The following is a 17,871-nucleotide window of genomic DNA, read 5'->3' as shown; positions in this document are numbered from 1 at the left end:
ATGCTACGACAGCGCTCCCACGCCGCCAGGGCTCGATCGGTAACCGGACGTGCCGGCGCGCGGCTCGCGTGCGGCATGCGCGCACGGCCCCCAGGAGGGGGGCGTGCCCCGAGGGGAAACCCCCATGGGAACGACCCCTGCCATCCGGCGTCAGGGAGCGTCTCCCGCGCTGCATAGAATCCCGCCCCATGGCAACCAAAGCAGTCACCACCACCGGCAGCGCCTCGGGGACGAACCCGGGCAGCTACGGCGAAGCCTCGATCCGCGTCCTGAAGGGTCTGGAGCCCGTCAAGCAGCGGCCGGGCATGTACACCCGCACCGACAACCCCCTGCACATCATCCAGGAGGTGATCGACAACGCGGCCGACGAGGCGCTGGCCGGGCACGGCAAGCGCATCGCCGTCATCCAGCACACCGACGGCTCGATCACCATCGAGGACGACGGCCGCGGCATCCCCTACGGCATGCACCCCGAGGAGGGCGTGCCCGTCGTGGAGATCGTCTTCACGCGGCTGCACGCCGGCGGCAAGTTCGACAAGGGCTCGGGCGGCGCCTACAGCTTCTCCGGCGGCCTGCACGGCGTGGGCGTGTCCGTCACGAACGCGCTGGCCAAGCGGCTGCAGGTCACCGTCTACCGCGAGGGCCAGGTCGCCACGCTGGCCTTCTCCGGCGGCGATGTCGTCGAGCCGGTCGCCACGCGCAAGGGCGACATCAAGGGCGGCGACCGCAAGCAGGGCACGACGGTGCGCGTGTGGCCCGACGCCAAGTACTTCGAGAGCGCCGACTTGCCCAAGGGCGAGCTCGTGCACCTGCTGCGCTCCAAGGCCGTGCTGATGCCGGGCGTCACCGTGACGCTGACGCAGGAAAAGACCGGCGAGACGCAGACCTGGACCTACAAGGGCGGCCTGCGCGATTACCTGATGCAGTCGCTGCCGGCGGATCCGCTGATCCCGCTGTTCGAGGGCGAGCAGTTCGCGACCGCCTCCGAGAGCGAGAACTTCGCCGAGGGCGAAGGCGCCAGCTGGTGCGTGGCCTTCACCGAGGAAGGCCAGGTCATGCGCGAGAGCTACGTGAACCTGATCCCCACGGTGGCCGGCGGCACGCACGAGTCGGGCCTCAAGGACGGCCTGTTCGGCGCGATCAAGGGCTTCATCGAGATGCACGCGCTCGCGCCCAAGGGCGTCAAGCTGATGGCCGAGGACGTGTTCTCGCGCGCCAGCTTCGTGCTCTCGGCCAAGGTGCTGGACCCGCAGTTCCAGGGCCAGACCAAGGAACGGCTGAACTCGCGCGACGCGCTGCGGCTGGTGTCGGCGTTCGTCAAGCCGGCGCTGGAACTCTGGCTCAACCAGCACGTCGAGCACGGCAAGAAGCTCGCGGAGCTCGTCATCAAGCAGGCGCAGACGCGCCAGCGCGCGGCGCAGAAGGTCGAGAAGCGCAAGAGCTCGGGCGTGGCGGTGCTGCCCGGCAAGCTGACCGACTGCGAGAGCACGGACCTGCTGCACAACGAGCTGTTCCTGGTGGAGGGCGACTCCGCGGGCGGCTCCGCCAAGATGGGCCGCGACAAGGAGACGCAGGCCATCCTGCCGCTGCGCGGCAAGGTGCTCAACGCGTGGGAGGTCGAGAAGGACCGGCTCTTCGCCAACAACGAGATCCACGACATCTCCGTGGCCATCGGCGTGGACCCGCACGGCAAGAACGACGAGCCCGACCTGTCCGGGCTGCGCTACGGCAAGATCTGCATCCTGTCGGACGCGGACGTGGACGGCGCGCACATCCAGGTGCTGCTGCTGACGCTGTTCTTCCGCCACTTCCCCAAGCTGATCGCGACGGGCCACGTGTACGTGGCGCGCCCGCCGCTGTTCCGGGTGGACGCGCCGGCGCGCGGCAAGAAGCCCGCGGCCAAGCTCTACGCGCTGGACGAGGGCGAGCAGACCGCGATCCTGGACAAGCTGCGCAAGGAAGGCGCGCGCGAGGGCAGCTGGAGCATCAGCCGCTTCAAGGGCCTGGGCGAGATGAACGCCGAGCAGCTCTGGGACACGACGCTGAACCCGGAGACCCGCCGCCTGCTGCAGGTGCAGTACGGCGAGCTGGACTTCGGCGACACCGAGGGCGCCATCAACAAGCTGATGGGCAAGGGCGAGGCGGCGGCGCGGCGCGAGCTCATGGAGCTGCACGGCGACGCCATCGAGGTGGATGTCTGACATGCTGGACCACCGCGTCACGCTGCGCCCGACGATGCTGTCCGACCTGGACTTCGTCGTCGGCGTGGAGCAGGACGCGGGCAACCGGCCCTTCATCACGCCATGGGAACGCACGCAGCACGAGGGCGCCATCCGCTTCCCCGACGCGCGCCATTTCATCGTGGAGCTGGACGCCGAGCGCGCCGGCTTCGTGATCCTGCAGGGCTGCCGCAATCCGAGCCGCTCGGTGGAGCTCAAGCGCATCGTGCTCGGTCCCAAGGGGCAGGGCGTGGGACGCGTGTGCGTGCGGCTGCTCAAGAAGATGGCCTTCACGCAGCTGGGCGCGCATCGCTTCTGGCTGGACGTGAAGGGGCGCAACACGCGGGCGCAGGCGCTGTACCGCAGCGAGGGCTATGTCGAGGAAGGCCGATTGCGCGAGTGCGTGCGGGCCGAGCCGACAGAGCCCGAGGCGGCGGCCGGGATCGGCGGCTACGACGATCTGATCGTGATGTCGCTGCTCGAGCGCGAGTACGAGGCGCGGGTCGAGCAGGGGCTGGAGGCCGCATGAGCCACGGCCGCGCGCCGCATCGCCGCCCCTCGGGGCGGGGCGCGCGCCAACGCCTGGCGCTGGGCATCGCGGTGGCCTTCGCGGCCAAGCTGACGCCGGCGCACGCGGAGCTGTGGGGCTACGTCGACGCGGAGGGCATCGCGCACTTCGCGCCGTCGCAGGTCGACAGCCGGTTCCAGCCGGTGATGTCGCCGCTCAGCGGCATCCGGCGCGTGCCAGGCAAGACCGACCACGGCCAGCGCATGCTGACCTGGCTGGACATCGCGCCCGAGGTGAAGGCGGTGCAGCCGTATCTGCGCGAGGCGGCCGCGGCCACCGGCGTCGACGCGGAGCTGCTCAAGGCCATCATCGCGGTGGAGTCGGGCTTCAAGCCGGATGCGGTGTCGCCGCGCGGCGCGACCGGCCTGATGCAGATCACGCCCGCGACGGCGCAGCGCTACGCCACCGCGGAGGAGCTGCGCCGGCCGCAGCATCTGGTGGAGGCGCGGACGAACGTGCTGATCGGCGCCCGCATGCTCGCGGACCTGACGCGGCGCTTCGGCCGCATCGACGCGGCGCTGGCGGCGTGGAATGCCGGTGAGGGCGCGGTGCGTCGGGCGGGCGGGCAGATGCCCGACATCGACGAGACGCAGGCGCACGTGCACCTGGTGCTCGAGCTCTATTGGGCGCTGCTGCAGCGCAGCCTCGGAGCGCGGGCCAAGCAATTGACGATGGTCGCGACGCCGCTCGAATGAGCGGGCGCGATCGACAAGGATTTTCAGACCGGCACCGGCCGGCAAGAGAGAGATGACGCAAGAGACTTTTGATTTCGAGAATCCCGCCGCCCCGGGCGGTCCGGGCGGGCAGGCCCCGTCGGGCGACGCGCTGACGCTGGCGCAGTACGCGCAGCAGGCCTACCTGGAGTACGCGCTGTCGGTCGTGAAGGGCCGCGCGCTGCCCGCGTACAGCGACGGCCAGAAGCCGGTGCAGCGCCGCATCCTGTTCACGATGGAGCGGCTGGGGCTGGGCTTCACCGGGGCCACCGGCGCCAAGGCGGTCAAGAGCGCGCGCGTGGTCGGCGAGGTGCTCGGTAAATACCACCCGCACGGCGACCAGGCCGCGTATGACGCGATGGTGCGCATGGCGCAGGACTTCAGCCAGCGTTACCCGCTGGTCGATGGCCAGGGCAACTTCGGCAGCCGCGACGGCGACAACGCCGCGGCGATGCGGTACACGGAAGCGCGGCTGTCGATCTACTCGCGGTTGCTGCTCGACGAGCTGGACCAGGGCACGGTCGATTTCCAGCCCAACTACGACGGGTCCTACGAGGAACCCAAGGAGCTGCCCGCGCGGCTGCCGTTCGTGCTGCTGAACGGCGCGTCGGGCATTGCGGTGGGCATGGCCACGGAAGTGCCCAGCCACAACCTGCGCGAGGTCGCCGAGGCGGCGGTGCTGCTGCTCAAGCGTCCGGATGCGGGCGACGACGAGCTCTTCGAGGCGATCAAGGGTCCGGACTTCCCCGGCGGCGGCCGGCTGATCAGCTCGCCCGAGGACATCCGCGCGGCCTACAACTCCGGCCGCGGCAGCCTGAAGGTGCGCGCGCAGTGGAAGATCGAGGACCTCGCCCGCGGCCAGTGGCAGCTGGTGGTGACCGAGCTGCCGCAGGGCGTGAGCACGGCCAAGGTCCTCGAGGAGATCGAGGAGCTGACCAACCCCAAGGTCAAGACCGGCAAGAAGACGGTCACGCCCGAGCAGCTGCAGCTCAAGGCCTCGGTGCTGGCGGTGCTGGACAAGGCGCGCGACGAGTCCAACAAGGACGCGCCGGTGCGCCTGGTGCTCGAGCCCAAGAGCCGCGCCATCGAGCAGCAGGAGCTGATCAACACGCTGCTGGCGCATACGAGCCTGGAGACCTCGGTCTCGCTGAACCTGACGATGGTGGGCGACGACGGCCGGCCGGTGCAGAAGAACCTGCGCCGCATCCTGACCGAGTGGATCGGCTTCCGTCAGCACACGGTGTCGCGCCGCACGCAGCACCGTCTGGACAAGGTGCTTGAGCGCATCCACATCCTGGAAGGCCGCCACAAGGTCCTGCTGCACATCGACGAGGTCATCGCGATCATCCGCAACTCGGATGAGCCGAAACCCGCGCTGATCGAGCGTTTCGCGCTGAGCGACCGGCAGGCCGAGGACATCCTCGAGATCCGGCTGCGTCAGCTGGCGCGGCTGGAGTTCATCAAGATCGAGCAGCAGCTCAAGGAGCTGCGCGACGAGGCCGGCAAGCTCGAGGAGATCCTGTCCAACCCGTCGGTGCTGCGCCGCACGGTGATCAAGGAGATCGAGTCCGACGCCAAGCAGTACGGCGACGACCGCCGCACCGAGATCAAGGAAGACAAGCGCGCGGTGGCCGAGCTGCGCATCGTGGACGAGCCGGTGACGGTGGTGGTCAGCCTGAAGGGCTGGGTGCGCGCGCTCAAGGGCCACGAGGTGGATCCGGCGGCGCTGGCCTTCAAGTCCGGCGACTCGCTGTATGGCGTGTTCCCGTGCCGCAGCGTCGATCCGCTGGTGGTGCTGGGCACCAACGGCCGGGCGTACTCGGTGCCGGTGTCGGCGCTGCCGGGCGGGCGCGGCGACGGCCAGCCGATCACGACGCTCATCGAGCTGGAGTCGGGCACGCAGATCGCGCATTACTTCGCCGGTGCGGCGACGCAGAAGCTGTTGCTGGCGGGCACCGGTGGCTTCGGCCTGGTGGCCGAGGTGGGCGACCTGGTCGGGCGTCAGAAGGCCGGCAAGGGTTTCCTGAGCCTGGAAGGCGACGAGCGTCCGCTGCCGCCGTCGATGGTCCCGGCGGGAGAAGTCGCGGGCGTGCAGGTGGCCTGCCTGTCGATGGCGGGGCGCCTGCTGACTTTCGCGATCGAGGAGCTCAAGCACCAGCCCAAGGGCGGCCGCGGGCTGACGCTGATCGACCTCGACGCCAAGGACGCGCTGGTGAGCGTGGCCGCGTTCACGAACCAGCTGATGGTGGCGGGCCTGGCGCGCGGGCAGAAGCCCAAGGAAGAGGCGCTCAAGGGTGTGGGCCTGGCGTCCTACGCCGGCAAGCGCGCCAAGAAGGGCAAGCCCTGCGACCTCATGACCAAGCCGATGCGGGTGACGGCGGGCTGAACGGCTCCGTCCGCTTCGACGCGGCCCCTCGCGGGGCCGCCCCGACAGAGCTCCGCGGCATTTGCCCGGAGCTCTTTTTGTTTTCCGCGACTTCCCTAACGAGATATTGATGCCGTCCTGATGGAATATTGAATGAATCCGCTATCGGTCCGAACGGGAATTTCATGTTTGTAAGTAAAGATGTGCGATTCAGGGTTTTTTCCTATTCGATCCGTAAAGCGCCTGAATACATTGGCCACTCGGATTCGCGCCGCCCGGCATCGACATCCGTTCAGGGAGAACCTATGAAAAGAATCCTGGCGCTGTTATGCGCCACCGTGATGCCTTGCGCATTCGCGGTTCCGGCATGGGACAAGACCTCGCTGGAAGCCGCCGAGAAATACCTGCGCGTGAATCCCAATGGGGCTGCCTCTGATATTCATCAGGCGGACCAGTTTCCAGATGGGGCGCGGGGTTTCTATGTCGAGAATCTGCCGCCGCTGCGTGCCTACACGCCGGAAGCGGGGAAGTCCGCCAAGGACCAGATGCTGGCGCAGTCGTTCTGCGGCGCTCACCTGATCGTCCTGGCCAAGGCCGGGGATTCGGTGGCCGCGCTGACCAGCCGCAACGCGTCCATCCTCACCCGCACCGAGTTCGAGATCGTCGACGTCGTGAAGTCCCGCTCGGGGCTGCAGGCGGGCCAGCGCGTGAGCGTGGTGCGCCTGGGCGGCGAGGTGGTCGACCAGGGCGTCAAGCTGCGCGTGGCTGACGAGCGCGGTGACCCCTATATCCAGGGTCAGACCTATTTCCTGGCGCTCGCCAGGCCGAAGGATTCTGCCTCGCAGGATTTCTTCATGCGCAGCGATCCGGTCCCCGTGCGGGCTGGTCGCATCGACCCCGGGAGCGGTCGCTGGGAGAAATTCCTCTCTGGCGAGAAATACACGTCCATGAAGCAGGAAATCCTGCGCGTGTCCCGCAGCAAGCAATGCGCTGAATAACGAGGGATCCCATGAAAAGGTATTTCCTTGCCGCGGGCGTCGGTGGCCTGCTGGTTTCGCTCGTCCCTGCGGTACTCGCCGCCGGGGTTTGTGTGGTCAAGCCATCGGGTTGCCCCGAGTATGAGGTGCTGAATAAATCCTTTCCCCCCGGAAAGGTCACCATCATCACCCGCGACCTGAGCGTGCAGCAGCAGCAGTGGGTCCAGAACGCGATCAACGCGCTCAACGGCAGCGGCCCGGCGGCCTCCGCGGGCGTGACCTTCGGGTTGTCGTCGTCGCGGGTCTCGGGCGATGTCGGTTACGTGTCGATGGCCTTCCCGGGCAACACCGACACCGGCTCGGCCGGCGACACGCGGCAGTACCGCTCGCCGAGCTCACCCAACGAGACCCAGCACGCCGACGTCAACGTCTACCTGAACACCTCGTGCAGCACCGGCAGCTGCTTCGACTCGTCGCAAGCCGCCGCGTTCCAGGCGGCGGTGCAGGGCGTCATCGAGCATGAGCTGCTCCACACCCTGGGCCTGGGCGACACGGTCGATCCCACGGCCCAGGACATCATGGCGCCGTTCCGAGGCATGAACAACAGCGCCGGCACCCGTTCCCTCTCGCCCTGCAACAGCAGCGGCGTGTCCAAGGCCAAGCAATCCCGCTCGACGGGCAACGGCGGCCAATGCGTGAGGAAGCCATGACCGCGATGCGCCTGCACCCCTTCCTGTCCCGCCCGGCCGCGCCCGCGCTGCCGCCCTTCCTGTTGGATGCACTGCTGGACGAGTTGCTGGCGGGCTCGTCCGGCGACTCGTCGGATGCCTTGCCGGGGGCGCTGCCGCTGGGCATGGATCCCGACAGCGGCCGCCCGCGCCTCGAGGCCGGCGTCTATTACGGACCCGACGACGGCGATGGTGACGGCGACGACGGCGGCGACTGGGGCGATCCCGGCGGCGACGGCGATGGCGGCGACGGCGATGGCGACGACGGCGACGACGGCGATGACTGGGACGACGACGATGACGACGACCCGGACGACGACGATGACGACGACGACGAGGACGACGATGACTGCACCGCGCAGGACGACGGCGGCGATCCGGACCCCGGCGCGGATGACGACTTCGACGATTCGACCGATGACGGTTGCTGAGCGCTTGCAGGAGACGCCATGAACGATTCGATGGATTCCCGCCGCGGCGGCCGGCTCTCGCGCCGCCACCTGATGATGATGCTGGGCGGCCTGGCCGCGGCGGCAAGCACGCTGTCCGCGTCCTCCGCGGCCGCCGCCCTGGCCGCGCGCCGCAACCGCCGACGCGGCCAGGCGATCGTCCCGCCGGCCGCGCTGCGGCTGACGACGTCGGCCGATCCCGGCTTCAAGGCGGCGATCGACGCCTGGTTCCCGGGGCTGTCGGCCAACCGGCGCTTCGCGCGGCACGCGCCCTACCTGGCGCTGGTGCGCAACGTCAGCAACGACCAGACGCTGGGCTACACGCTGACCTGGACCTCGACGAACCAGGGCAAGGTCCAGGAGCATTACCGGCGCCGGGTGCTGTCGGCGCGGCAGACGTCGGTGGCCGCGCGCAAGTCCCGCGCGAACTCGGCTCCGGCGACGCTGGCCCCGGGTGGCGTGGCGCTGGTCAGTCCGATGTTCACGTGGACGCCGGAGACCTACCGCCAGGCCTTCCCGGCCGGGGCCACGGGGCGCAACCCGCTCGGACCCAAGCGCATGCAGCGCACCCAGGCCAAGCGCCCGCGGGCGTTCGGCTTCATGAAGCGGTCCCGGCACCACGCGGTGTCGGTGCGGCTCACCGGCGCGCTGATGCTGGGCAATGGCGCGCAAGGCTCGCGCGGCCGGCACCTCGCGCGGGTGCAGCGCAACCGCCGCAACGCCAGCCACGACGAGGCCATCGCCTTGCTGGCACAGGCGCGCGTCAACGGCCGGGTCGACACGCAGCGTCTGCTGCGCGGCATCGACCGCTCGCTGCAGATCGCCAAGTTCAAGCACAAGTCCCGGCATCCCAACTACGTGACGGCGCGCGAGAAGTTCGCGCTCAAGCTCAAGTGGGCGATCGGCCGCGGCCAGTCCGACCGGGCGCTGCGGCTGCTGCTGCAGGCCAGCGGGCGGTCGCGCGCGGTCTGAACGAAGGCGACGCGTGCTCAATCCTGCGCGCCGATGGGCCCGGGAGGGCGCGAGCCGCCTGGCCGCGTTTCAGCACGCGGATCTGCGCGGTCTGAGCGCCTGCATGGTCGCGCTGTCGAATCCGGTGACCGGCGACGCCACCCGCGCGCGCGGCCTGCTGGACGTGGTCCATCGACGACTGCGCGACGACGGCCGCCGGCCGGTGCCGCTGGCGCTGGCCGCGCGGGCGGTTCGGGCCGCGCGATGGCTGGGCCAGGATCGGCCCGAACCCGGAGCGCACCCCGACGGGCTCGCCGCGGCCCGGGCGCGGATCCGGCGCGCGCTGGACGGGCCGTTGGCGCTGAGCCTGCCGCCCATGGCGACCGCCGCGACCGCCGCGCCTGCTGAGGACAAGGCGCCTGCGCACGAGGCGCGGCTCACGCCGGCCTCCCTGGCCGAGGTGCTGCAGGCCTGCCGCGAGGATGCGAGATCTGATGAGCAGAGGGATCGCGCCGATCAGTTCTGCCGACGCTGGTTCGCCCTGGCGCGCCAGACGCTGACGAGTCGTCCGGGACTGGACCTCGCGGCCGCGCACGTGCCGCTCTGGCTGACGGCCGGACAGCAACTGGGCGATGCGGCGATGGTGGACCTCGCGTTGATCCTGGCCGAGTGGGTCGGTCGTCACCAACGCCTGTCCGACCCAGGCGCGGCCGATTGGGGCGGGATCGCGCGCACCGCGCAGACACCCGGCGGAACGAGCGCGGGACACGCCGTGGCCCTGGTCGTCGGCCTGCGCGCCACGCGATTGAATGGCGATCGCGAGGCCGAGCGGCGACTGCGGCGCATGGCGCTCGCGGCCCTGGACTTCGTCGACGGCTGGTGGCGGTCGACGGAGCAGGGCGCATCCGGCGCTGGCGCGACGGCGTCGGAACTGGCGGGGCTGCTGACGCTGGCCGGCGTCACAGCCGATGCGTCGACCGCGGAACTCCTCGAACTCGAGGTCGTGTCATGACGGCCCCGGCCCGCAACGCGAGCCTCGTGGCCGATGACCACGCCCACGCCCACGCCCACGACGACGCGCTGGTGCGGCGTTTCCTGGCGCAGCGCGCGGGCGAGGTGCCGGTGGAGGCGGTCGTCCTCTTCGGTTCCCGCGCGCGGGGCGATGCCACGCCGGCCAGCGACGTCGACCTGCTGCTGGTCACCGCCGGGCCACCCTCGCAGCGCAGCGAGGCCTACGCCGGCCAGGCCTTCGATGTGATCCACGAATCCTTCGAATCGCTGCATGAAGGCGCGCATCAACGGGCCGGCGGCAACAACAACATCCGGCTGGAGATCCTGGCCACCGGACGCCTGCTCGTCGACACCGAGGGTCGGGTCGCGCCGCTGATGGCGGCGGCGCGCCGGCGCTTCCTCGCGCCCGCGCCGGCGACCCCGCCCGACTGGGCCGAGGCGGAGAGCGCGCGCCTCGATGCGATGGGGCGCAGCGCGGCCCGTCTGGCGCTCAGCGCCGCGGGCCCCGAGGCCGAGCGCGCGTGGCGCGCCCTGGCGTCGATGCGCCAGGACGATGCCTTGCGCCGCTGCGTCCAGGCGGTCTACCGGCTGGAACGGCGCTGGTCCAGCGCCTTCCCGGTGCTGGTGATGCGCGGCGGACTGGCGCCCTGGCCGGTACTGCAGCAAGGCTGGGACCGGCTGCTGGCGGCCGATGACGATGTCGCGGCCCGTCAGGCCGTGATCGACGAGGTCGTGGCTTGGACGTCGCGGCAGCTGGAGGCGCATGGATCGCGCTGACTTCCTCTCGGTGTGCGGCCGGGCCCACAGGCGCCTCATGCCGGATGCAGGCTCGACCGACGGGACAGACGGTGCAGGCCGCGCGGACGCTGCCGCCTATCTGCCGGCGGCGTTCATCTGCGAGGCCGAGGCCTGGTTGTTCGGTCAGCTGGCCGCGCGCTGGTCCGGCCGAGGGCGGGTCGTCGACGCCGGCAGCTTCCTGGGCGCGTCCACCCGGGCCTTGATCGCGGGCCTGCCGGCGTCGGCACGGGAGCGCGCGCCCGGTGGCTCGAGCAAGCCCCTCGTGGCGCTGGACCGATTCGTCGTCGGGGACGCGTATGTGCAGAAGGCGCTCGCGAAGCTGGGGCAGGCGAGGGCGCGCGGGGAAAGCTTTCTCGACCTTTTCCTGGACACGATCGGCGCGGATCTGCGACTCGTCGAGGTCCGCGCGGGCGATGTGACGCGGGTCGGCCGCCTTGACGCGCCGATCGAGCTCTGCGTCATCGATCTCGCCAAGAGCCAGGCCCTGAACGCCCACCTGCTGTCGTCCTGGTTCGGGCGGCTGATTCCGGGCGTGTCGGTGGTCGTGCAGCAGGACTTCTTCAGCCCCTTCCATCCGTGGATCGCCGCTTCCATGGCGTCGATGCTGCCGTCTTTCGACCTGGCCCCGTGGCGCATTGGCGAGTCCGCCGTGTTCCGGCTGGCGCGCCCGCTGGATCCTGAACGGATCGCCGCGGCCGCGCAGCGAGATCCCGCGGACGCGGCGGCATGGGAGGAGGCGGCGCGGTGGTCCGAGGCTTTCGGTGCCGATGACATGAAGCTGCTGCGCCTGGGGCGCTGCGTCGCGATGGCCGCGGAGACGGGCCGTCGAGCCCGAGCGGTCTGCGAATGGGAGAGTCTGAGCAGCGAGACCCCACCCGCCGCCTGCCCGAAGTGGCCTCGCCTGCTGCGGCTCGCGGGACGGGCGCTGGGCATCGAGCCCACGCATGTGGCCACGCATGAGCCCGAGCCCGTCCCGCTGGACAGCGTCATGCGATGAGCATCCCGGACGCGCTGACGTGTCTGGCACCCGTGCTGGCGGCGCGGCGCTGGGCGATCGTGGGATCGGTCGCGGATCGGCTGCACCGCCCGGGCGCGTGCAACCGCGCGCTGCCGGAATCGGCGGACCTCGACCTCGCCGTGTGGGCACGGGATCTTGCGGATCTGATCGATCTGCGCGACGCGTTGGCGCGGACGCTGCGCGCCGAGGTGGATGCGCGGCTGCCGTTCCGCCTGGTGAGCGCCACCGGCCTGCCAGTGGACCTGGTGCCCTGCGGGCCAATCGCCCAGTCGGGCTTGGTGGACTGGGGCCGGCCGGGGTTGCGGCCCATGTCGGTCCGGGGGTTCGATGAGGCGGTCGAGACGGCGTCCCCGCGATCGTCGATCGAGGGCCGCTGGCCGGTGGCGACGGTGCCGTGGCTGATCGTCCTGCGCCTGCTGGCCTGGGAGGCGTCGCGTGGCCGCCGCCACCAGGACCTCGTGGCGGTGGAGCGGCTGGTGGCGACGCACGCGCGGCGCGCCGAGCGCCTGGGTGAACTGAGCCGCGCGCTGCGGGCCGAGGGCTCGGCGCAGACCTTGGCGGCGCTGTCGGCGCTCGGGCTGTCCGGTGCCTGCTGGAGGCTCAGCGCGAAGTCGGCGCGACCCGGGACCGGGCGCCGATTGCGTCTGGCAGGTCGGCTGATCGAGGCCTTCGCCGGCGTGCCTGACCCCGCCGGTTTCTTACGGCTGTGACGCACTGGTACACATCTCGCACTTTTGCGGCGAGACGCCGGATGTGGTCGAGATGCAAACTATTTCACGTCAAATCGCCCAATTCCTGGGCGGATGAAATGGAGCAGTCATGAGCAAGAAGTCCCTGGTCCTCGCCGCGATCGCCGCGGCCGCGGCCCTGGTCGGCGGCGCCGCGCACGCGGACACGCTGGATCCGGTTTTCGTCACGCCGTCCAGCGGCAGTTTCTCGGACGTCGTCCTGGGCAGCTTCACGCTGACGCAGGCATCGGACGTCACTGGGTCGGTGTTCGCTGCCACCTCGATCGATTTCGGCGCCGGCTTCACGCTGCCGCTGCAATCGGTCAGTTTCAGCTTCGCCGGCCTGAACGGCGTGACTGACCTGGACGCGAGCGCGGGCGGGTTCAGCTACAAGAACCTGGCCGCCGGCACGTACCAGCTGCTGGCCAGCGGCTCGCTGGGCGGCAGTGGCTTCGGCAACATCGCCGTGCTGTCGACGACGGTCAACGCCGTCGCCGCGGCCGTGCCGGAACCGTCGACCTACGCGCTGATGCTCGCGGGCATCGGCGCCCTGGGCTTCATCGCCCGTCGCCGCCGCGCCTGAGCCACAGCAGTCGCAACCATCGCGGCTGCCACGACAGCGTGGCCGCGATGGCTGCCGCCGATCCGGCGAGCAGCATCAGCCACACCAGCGCCGCCATCGACGGATGATCGGCGCTCAGGCACAACACCAGCGACACCGCCAGCGCCAGCGCGCCCGCCACGCGGAGCGCCCGCACGGCAGCCGGCGTGGGCGAAGCCTCGCCGTGCACCTGCTCCCAGTGGGTGTCCATCGCCAGCGCCAGCCAGCCGAAACCGATCACCGCGCTCACCGCGGCGCCGCCCAGCAGCACGATCGGGTCAACCATGGCTGGCCTCCGCGTTCTTCATCGAGGCGCCCAGCGCGCCGCCCGTCGGCAGCGGCGCACTCGTCGCCGAGGCCGTTGACTGCTCCGCCCGACGCGCCAGCTTGCGCGCCACCAGCACCGACACGACGGCCGTCGCCAGCAGGCTGAGGTCCACGCCCGCCACCGGCCAGTAGCCCGTGGAGATCGTGCGCGCCAGGTGGTCGCCCGTGGTCAGCGCGTTGCTCACGACGGCGGTCACCGCGCACGCGGCGACCAGCCAGCACTGCTCGCGCCAGGCCGGATTCGTCCCCGCACGGGCGCCCCCGCCGCCGCGCACGAAGGCGTGGACCATCGCCACGCCCCAGGCGCTCCAGAACACGGTGCGTTCCCACTCGCCCTTGTCGGCCAGCGATTCCGGCAGTAGGCGATTGGCCACGAGCATCGCCATCGTCGCGATCAGCATGCCGGTGACCGTGGTCACCGCCAGCGCGTCGACGATGCGCGCGCCCTGGCCACCGGCCTTGGCGTGCTGCTGCTTGCGCTTCTCGACGAAGAACAGGAAGCCCGTCGCGATGCACACGCAGCCCAGCAGGCCGCCCAGCACGTACAGCCAGCGCAGCATCCAGTGGCGGAAGTGCTGCAGGTGCAGCCCGGTGAGGAACTCGTTGACGCTGTCCACGGCGGTGCGCGGGGGATCCTCGCGCAGCAGCTCGCCGGTGGTCGCCTTGAAGTGGATGCCTTCGCCGGTGAGCGCGACGCGGTCGGTGCCCGCGCGGTAGACGCTCACGTAGGCATTGGCGTCGCCCACGTGGGTCACGTTCACGAACCCGACATCGCCGGCCATGCCCTTGGCCTCCCAGCGGCGTTGGGCCTGCGCGACCATCTGGTCGACCGAGGCCATCGGCGCCGCGACGCCGGCGCGCTCGTGCGGCAGGCCGGTCTCGCGGGCCTCCACGCGTTCATGCAGCTCGTGCAGGTCGTGCAGCTGCGTGTGGGCGACCGGGAAGTAGATGCCCGCGAAGATCACCAGCCCCGTGAACGCGAAGAAGAAATGGAAGGGCAGGGCGACGACGCCGGTCAGGTTGTGCAGGTCCAGCGCGCCGCGCTGCACGGTCTTGTGACGGCGGAAGGTGAAGAACTCGCGGAAGATCTTGCGGTGCATGACCACGCCGCTGACCAGCGCGGCCAGCATCATCAGCGCCGAGAACCCGACGATCCAGTAGCCCAGGTCCTTCCAGGTCAGGTGCAGGCTGTAATGCAGCGGGTAGAAGAACTCGCTGCCGATGCGCAGCTGGCCCTGCGGCAGCACCGTGCCGCTGCGCGGATCGAGCGCGTGCACGGCGAAGACGGTCTCGTCCGGGTCCTTCGCGTTGGGCACCTTGAAGCCCGCGAACACCGACACCACCGGGTCGCGGTGCGTCGTGTACGCGCCCCAGCTGTTGACCACCTCGAAGCGCTCGGGCAGCGGGCCGTTGACGCGGCCCTCGAGCAGCGCCACGGCCTCCTTGGCCGGCTGCATCTTCTGGAACGCGGGCGCCAGGATGGTGTCGAAGGACGGCATCGGCTGCGGCGCGAAACGCGAGGACGGGATCGCCCATCGGTCGATCTCGCGGTCGAAGACCGACAGCGAGCCGTAGAAGAACACCACCATCAGCACGAAGCCCAGCACCAGGCCGAACCACGTGTGCAGCCAGGCCATCGAGAGCCGGAAGTTCTGGAACATCTCGAAGTCCTCGTTCAGCCGAGCAGCGCGCGCTGGATCAGCGCGGCGGCTCCCGTCATCACACCGCCGCCCGCGAGCAGCACGGTCCAGGTCACGCCGGTCCGGCGTGCCGCGAAGGTCCACAGGAACACGACCAGGTAGAGCAGCACGCCGAGGATGGCGCTCAGGTGCTCACCGTCATGGAAGGGCATGCCGAGCGCGTACAGGCCGCTGTGCGCGAGGGCGATGAAGCCCCAGCAGAACGCGTAGCCGCCCAGCACCGCGGCGCCGATGCGCGAGAGCAGCGCCCACGGCAGGCCCCGTGCGGACCGGCGACCCGCGCCGGCGGCGCCGGCAGAGACCGGAGGTGCGGTGGTAGCGGTATCTGTCATTGCGGCAGCTTACGTCAAGCGCTGTTGTAAATGCGAGGCATTATCGTCTTGTCAATGACTTAGATGCATACAATTCGCATTCGCGATAGCAAGTTTGTGTGCGATAGGCGCAATTCGGTGTCGGTTGCTCCCTGATCGCTTCTGATCCTCCTTACCCCAACAACAGGATTTCTCGATGTCCCAAGGTCCGTTCCCGATTCGCCCGTTGTGCCTGTGCGTTGCGCTGGCCGTTCACGGCATGGCCTTCGCGCAGCAAGCCGTCACCGACAACACCGCGCTGCCGGCGGTCAAGGTGGAAGGCAAGTCGGCCAAGACCAAGACCTACACGGCCGAGGACAACAGCACCGCCACGCCGCTGGGCCTGTCGCTGCGCGAGACGCCGCAATCGGTGTCGGTGATCACGCAGCAGCGCATCCAGGACCAGGGCCTGCTCAACATCACCGACGTGGTGGCGAATGTGACCGGCCTGGCCGTGCATCAATACGAGACGAACCGCGCCCAGTTCACCGCGCGCGGCTTCGACATCAACAACATCATGATCGACGGCGTGCCCACGACCTGGAACCAGGCGTGGAGCTCGGGCGAGATCTTCTCCAGCCTGGCGATGTATGACCGCGTGGAAGCCGTGCGCGGCGCCACGGGCCTGACCACCGGCGCCGGTGATCCGGGCGCGGCGATCAACATGATCCGCAAGCGCGCGACGGCCACGACGCTGACCGGCACGGCCGAGCTGCAACTGGGCACGCACGACAAGCGCCGCGTGATGGCCGATGTGGGCACCGCGCTGAACGCCGACAAGACGATCCGCGCGCGCTTCATCGCCGAGTACAACGAGGAAGGCAGCGAGACCCGCCTGATCGAGCGCAAGACCAAGACCGGCCTGGCGACCTTCGAGGCCGACCTGACGCCGCGCACGCTGCTGTCGGGCGGGGTCTCGCGTCAGGAGAACGACTCCACCGGCGCGATGTGGGGCGGCCTGCCGGTCTGGTACGCCGATGGCACGCGCACGAACTGGGATCAGTCGACGACGACCTCCTCGGACTGGGTGCGTTGGAACTCGACCTACACCAACTACTTCGCCGCGCTGGAGCACCGCTTCGACAGCGGCTGGCGCGTGAAGGCGTCCTTCAGCCGCGGAGAGCGCGTGGGCGACGCCTACCTGTCGTATCTGAGCGGCGCGCCGGACCGCACGACGGGCCTGGGCATGAACTACTTCAATGCCTATTACAAGCCGCAGACCGACCAGAACGACCTGAACGTCCAGGCCAGCGGCCCGTTCGAGGCCTTCGGCCGCACGCATGAACTGAGCGTGGGCTACACGCGTTCCAGCCAGAAGTTCCTGTCGCAGACCCGCGCCGGCGACTTCGGCGCCGCGCCCAACTTCAACGCCTGGAACCCGTCCTGGATCCCCGCGCCGCAGTGGGGCGCGCTGGCCTTCTACAGTGACGGCAGGACCAAGCAGGAAGGCCTGTACGCGGCCAGCAAGCTGAGCCTGGCCGATCCGCTCAAGCTGATCCTGGGCGCGCGCGTGAGCAAGTACGAACAGGTGGCCAGCGACTCGGCCAACCCGGTCAAGGTGAAGGACGAGGTCACGCCGTACGCGGGCATCGTCTTCGACGCGACCAAGGACATCTCGGTCTACGCGAGCTACACCTCGATCTTCCAACCGCAGTCGGTGCGCGACATCAATCGCAAGACGCTGGATCCGATCAAGGGCAAGGCGATCGAGGCCGGCGTGAAGGGCGCCTTCCTGAACGGCAAGCTCAACGCCACCGCGGCGGTCTTCCACATCGAGCAGGACGGCCTGGGCCAGTCCACCGGCGAGAACATCCCCGGCACGACGCCGCCCGAGACCGCCTACCGCGCGTCCAAGGGCGCGACGAGCAAGGGCTTCGAGCTCGAGCTCAACGGGGAAATCTCGCAGGGCTGGAACGCCAGCGTCGGCTACAGCCAGTTCCGCGCGAAGGACGCGGCGGGTGTGGACTTCAACTCGATCTATCCGCGCAAGACGCTCAAGCTGTTCACGACCTACCAGCTGCCCGGCGCGTTCAGCGCGGTGACGGTCGGTGGCGGCGTCAACTACGAGAGCGAGTCCTACACGGACGCCACGAACCCGGTCGGCGTGGTGCAGCGCATCGAGCAGAAGGGCTTCGCGCTGGTCAACCTGATGGCGCGTTATGAATTCAGCCGTCAGCTGTCGCTGCAGGTGAATGCGTCCAACCTGACCGACAAGCGCTACTTCCGCATGTTCGCCGCCTTCGACCAGCAGACCATCGGCACCGGCCGCGAGGTCTCGGCGACGCTGCGTTATCAATATTGAGAGAGCAGAAAGCAGAAAGGGCGACCCTCGGGTCGCCCTTTTTCACTGGCGCGTCAGAGCGCCCAG

The 17,871-nt window shown here is 69.7% G+C and carries 17 protein-coding genes; 14 read left to right on the top strand and 3 right to left on the bottom strand.

From position 1 onward, the window contains the following. Nucleotides 1–188 precede the first annotated feature (188 nt). From ACNI65_RS12175 to ACNI65_RS12115, 13 genes are all read left to right on the top strand, one after another. Nucleotides 189–2,201 carry a DNA topoisomerase IV subunit B gene (locus ACNI65_RS12175; protein ID WP_416763309.1) on the top strand — a complete coding sequence of 671 codons (2,013 nt, stop codon included), beginning with the start codon at nt 189–191 and terminating at the stop codon, nt 2,199–2,201. Nucleotide 2,202: 1 nt separating this feature from the next. Continuing rightward, nucleotides 2,203–2,748, top strand: coding sequence for a GNAT family N-acetyltransferase (locus ACNI65_RS12170; protein ID WP_416763307.1), 546 nt, complete (start codon nt 2,203–2,205; stop codon nt 2,746–2,748). Continuing rightward, nucleotides 2,745–3,482: a lytic transglycosylase domain-containing protein gene (locus tag ACNI65_RS12165; protein ID WP_416763306.1), complete on the top strand. Its 738-nt coding sequence runs from the start codon at nt 2,745–2,747 to the stop codon at nt 3,480–3,482. The genes ACNI65_RS12170 and ACNI65_RS12165 overlap by 4 nt, the downstream gene beginning before the upstream one ends. A gap of 52 nt (nt 3,483–3,534) precedes the next feature. After that, nucleotides 3,535–5,886, top strand: a complete 2,352-nt coding sequence (parC, locus tag ACNI65_RS12160) for a DNA topoisomerase IV subunit A (protein WP_416763304.1) — start codon at nt 3,535–3,537, stop codon at nt 5,884–5,886. A gap of 284 nt (nt 5,887–6,170) precedes the next feature. Further along, nucleotides 6,171–6,863, top strand: coding sequence for a hypothetical protein (locus ACNI65_RS12155; RefSeq protein WP_416763302.1), 693 nt, complete (start codon nt 6,171–6,173; stop codon nt 6,861–6,863). Nucleotides 6,864–6,988: 125 nt separating this feature from the next. Continuing rightward, complete coding sequence (locus ACNI65_RS12150; protein WP_416763300.1) at nt 6,989–7,552, top strand: hypothetical protein; 564 nt, start codon at nt 6,989–6,991, stop codon at nt 7,550–7,552. Then, nucleotides 7,549–8,001, top strand: coding sequence for a hypothetical protein (locus tag ACNI65_RS12145; protein ID WP_416763298.1), 453 nt, complete (start codon nt 7,549–7,551; stop codon nt 7,999–8,001). Before ACNI65_RS12150 ends, ACNI65_RS12145 begins: the two co-directional genes overlap by 4 nt. An 18-nt stretch (nt 8,002–8,019) precedes the next feature. Then, complete coding sequence (locus ACNI65_RS12140) at nt 8,020–8,991, top strand: hypothetical protein (RefSeq protein WP_416763296.1); 972 nt, start codon at nt 8,020–8,022, stop codon at nt 8,989–8,991. A gap of 13 nt (nt 8,992–9,004) precedes the next feature. Continuing rightward, entirely contained in the window at nt 9,005–9,982 is a 978-nt protein-coding gene (locus tag ACNI65_RS12135; RefSeq protein WP_416763294.1) for a hypothetical protein, read from the top strand. Then, entirely contained in the window at nt 9,979–10,758 is a 780-nt protein-coding gene (locus ACNI65_RS12130) for a nucleotidyltransferase family protein (protein WP_416763292.1), read from the top strand. The genes ACNI65_RS12135 and ACNI65_RS12130 overlap by 4 nt, the downstream gene beginning before the upstream one ends. A 37-nt stretch (nt 10,759–10,795) precedes the next feature. Beyond that, nucleotides 10,796–11,776: a hypothetical protein gene (locus ACNI65_RS12125; protein WP_416763290.1), complete on the top strand. Its 981-nt coding sequence runs from the start codon at nt 10,796–10,798 to the stop codon at nt 11,774–11,776. Further along, the gene (locus tag ACNI65_RS12120; protein WP_416763288.1) at nt 11,773–12,507 is read left to right on the top strand and encodes a hypothetical protein; all 735 of its coding nucleotides are present in this window, start codon (nt 11,773–11,775) and stop codon (nt 12,505–12,507) included. Before ACNI65_RS12125 ends, ACNI65_RS12120 begins: the two co-directional genes overlap by 4 nt. Before the next feature lie 109 nt (nt 12,508–12,616). After that, nucleotides 12,617–13,108, top strand: a complete 492-nt coding sequence (locus ACNI65_RS12115; RefSeq protein WP_416763286.1) for an FxDxF family PEP-CTERM protein — start codon at nt 12,617–12,619, stop codon at nt 13,106–13,108. Here ACNI65_RS12115 and ACNI65_RS12110 read toward each other — a convergent pair. Genes ACNI65_RS12110 through ACNI65_RS12100 form a run of 3 tightly spaced genes read right to left on the bottom strand, consistent with a single transcriptional unit; the run spans nt 13,083 to nt 15,485 of the window. After that, nucleotides 13,083–13,412 carry a DUF3325 domain-containing protein gene (locus tag ACNI65_RS12110; RefSeq protein WP_416763284.1) on the bottom strand — a complete coding sequence of 110 codons (330 nt, stop codon included), beginning with the start codon at nt 13,410–13,412 and terminating at the stop codon, nt 13,083–13,085. The genes ACNI65_RS12115 and ACNI65_RS12110 overlap by 26 nt on opposite strands. Beyond that, on the bottom strand, nt 13,405–15,114 hold the full coding sequence (locus ACNI65_RS12105; protein ID WP_416763282.1) for a PepSY-associated TM helix domain-containing protein: 1,710 nt from the start codon (nt 15,112–15,114) through the stop codon (nt 13,405–13,407). The genes ACNI65_RS12110 and ACNI65_RS12105 overlap by 8 nt, the downstream gene beginning before the upstream one ends. A 14-nt stretch (nt 15,115–15,128) precedes the next feature. Next, complete coding sequence (locus ACNI65_RS12100) at nt 15,129–15,485, bottom strand: iron uptake protein (RefSeq protein ID WP_416763281.1); 357 nt, start codon at nt 15,483–15,485, stop codon at nt 15,129–15,131. Nucleotides 15,486–15,660: 175 nt separating this feature from the next. On the opposite strand from ACNI65_RS12100, the gene ACNI65_RS12095 reads away from it, so the two are divergent. Beyond that, complete coding sequence (locus ACNI65_RS12095) at nt 15,661–17,805, top strand: TonB-dependent siderophore receptor (protein WP_416763280.1); 2,145 nt, start codon at nt 15,661–15,663, stop codon at nt 17,803–17,805. Nucleotides 17,806–17,871 lie beyond the last annotated feature (66 nt).

Origin of the sequence: Roseateles sp. So40a, from assembly GCF_048081605.1 — a bacterium.
Taxonomy (GTDB): domain Bacteria; phylum Pseudomonadota; class Gammaproteobacteria; order Burkholderiales; family Burkholderiaceae_C; genus Roseateles.
The sequence above is the reverse complement of the archived record's forward strand: the minus strand, read 5'-3'. Positions and strand labels throughout refer to the sequence as shown.

Coding starts and splice junctions, on each gene's coding strand:
- ACNI65_RS12175 (WP_416763309.1), top strand. CDS start 189: ATGGCAACCAAAGCAGTCACCACCACCGGCAGCGCCTCGGGGACGAAC.
- ACNI65_RS12170 (WP_416763307.1), top strand. CDS start 2,203: ATGCTGGACCACCGCGTCACGCTGCGCCCGACGATGCTGTCCGACCTG.
- ACNI65_RS12165 (WP_416763306.1), top strand. CDS start 2,745: ATGAGCCACGGCCGCGCGCCGCATCGCCGCCCCTCGGGGCGGGGCGCG.
- parC (WP_416763304.1), top strand. CDS start 3,535: ATGACGCAAGAGACTTTTGATTTCGAGAATCCCGCCGCCCCGGGCGGT.
- ACNI65_RS12155 (WP_416763302.1), top strand. CDS start 6,171: ATGAAAAGAATCCTGGCGCTGTTATGCGCCACCGTGATGCCTTGCGCA.
- ACNI65_RS12145 (WP_416763298.1), top strand. CDS start 7,549: ATGACCGCGATGCGCCTGCACCCCTTCCTGTCCCGCCCGGCCGCGCCC.
- ACNI65_RS12140 (WP_416763296.1), top strand. CDS start 8,020: ATGAACGATTCGATGGATTCCCGCCGCGGCGGCCGGCTCTCGCGCCGC.
- ACNI65_RS12130 (WP_416763292.1), top strand. CDS start 9,979: ATGACGGCCCCGGCCCGCAACGCGAGCCTCGTGGCCGATGACCACGCC.
- ACNI65_RS12125 (WP_416763290.1), top strand. CDS start 10,796: ATGCCGGATGCAGGCTCGACCGACGGGACAGACGGTGCAGGCCGCGCG.
- ACNI65_RS12120 (WP_416763288.1), top strand. CDS start 11,773: ATGAGCATCCCGGACGCGCTGACGTGTCTGGCACCCGTGCTGGCGGCG.
- ACNI65_RS12115 (WP_416763286.1), top strand. CDS start 12,617: ATGAGCAAGAAGTCCCTGGTCCTCGCCGCGATCGCCGCGGCCGCGGCC.
- ACNI65_RS12110 (WP_416763284.1), bottom strand. CDS start 13,412: ATGGTTGACCCGATCGTGCTGCTGGGCGGCGCCGCGGTGAGCGCGGTG.
- ACNI65_RS12105 (WP_416763282.1), bottom strand. CDS start 15,114: ATGTTCCAGAACTTCCGGCTCTCGATGGCCTGGCTGCACACGTGGTTC.
- ACNI65_RS12100 (WP_416763281.1), bottom strand. CDS start 15,485: ATGACAGATACCGCTACCACCGCACCTCCGGTCTCTGCCGGCGCCGCC.
- ACNI65_RS12095 (WP_416763280.1), top strand. CDS start 15,661: ATGTCCCAAGGTCCGTTCCCGATTCGCCCGTTGTGCCTGTGCGTTGCG.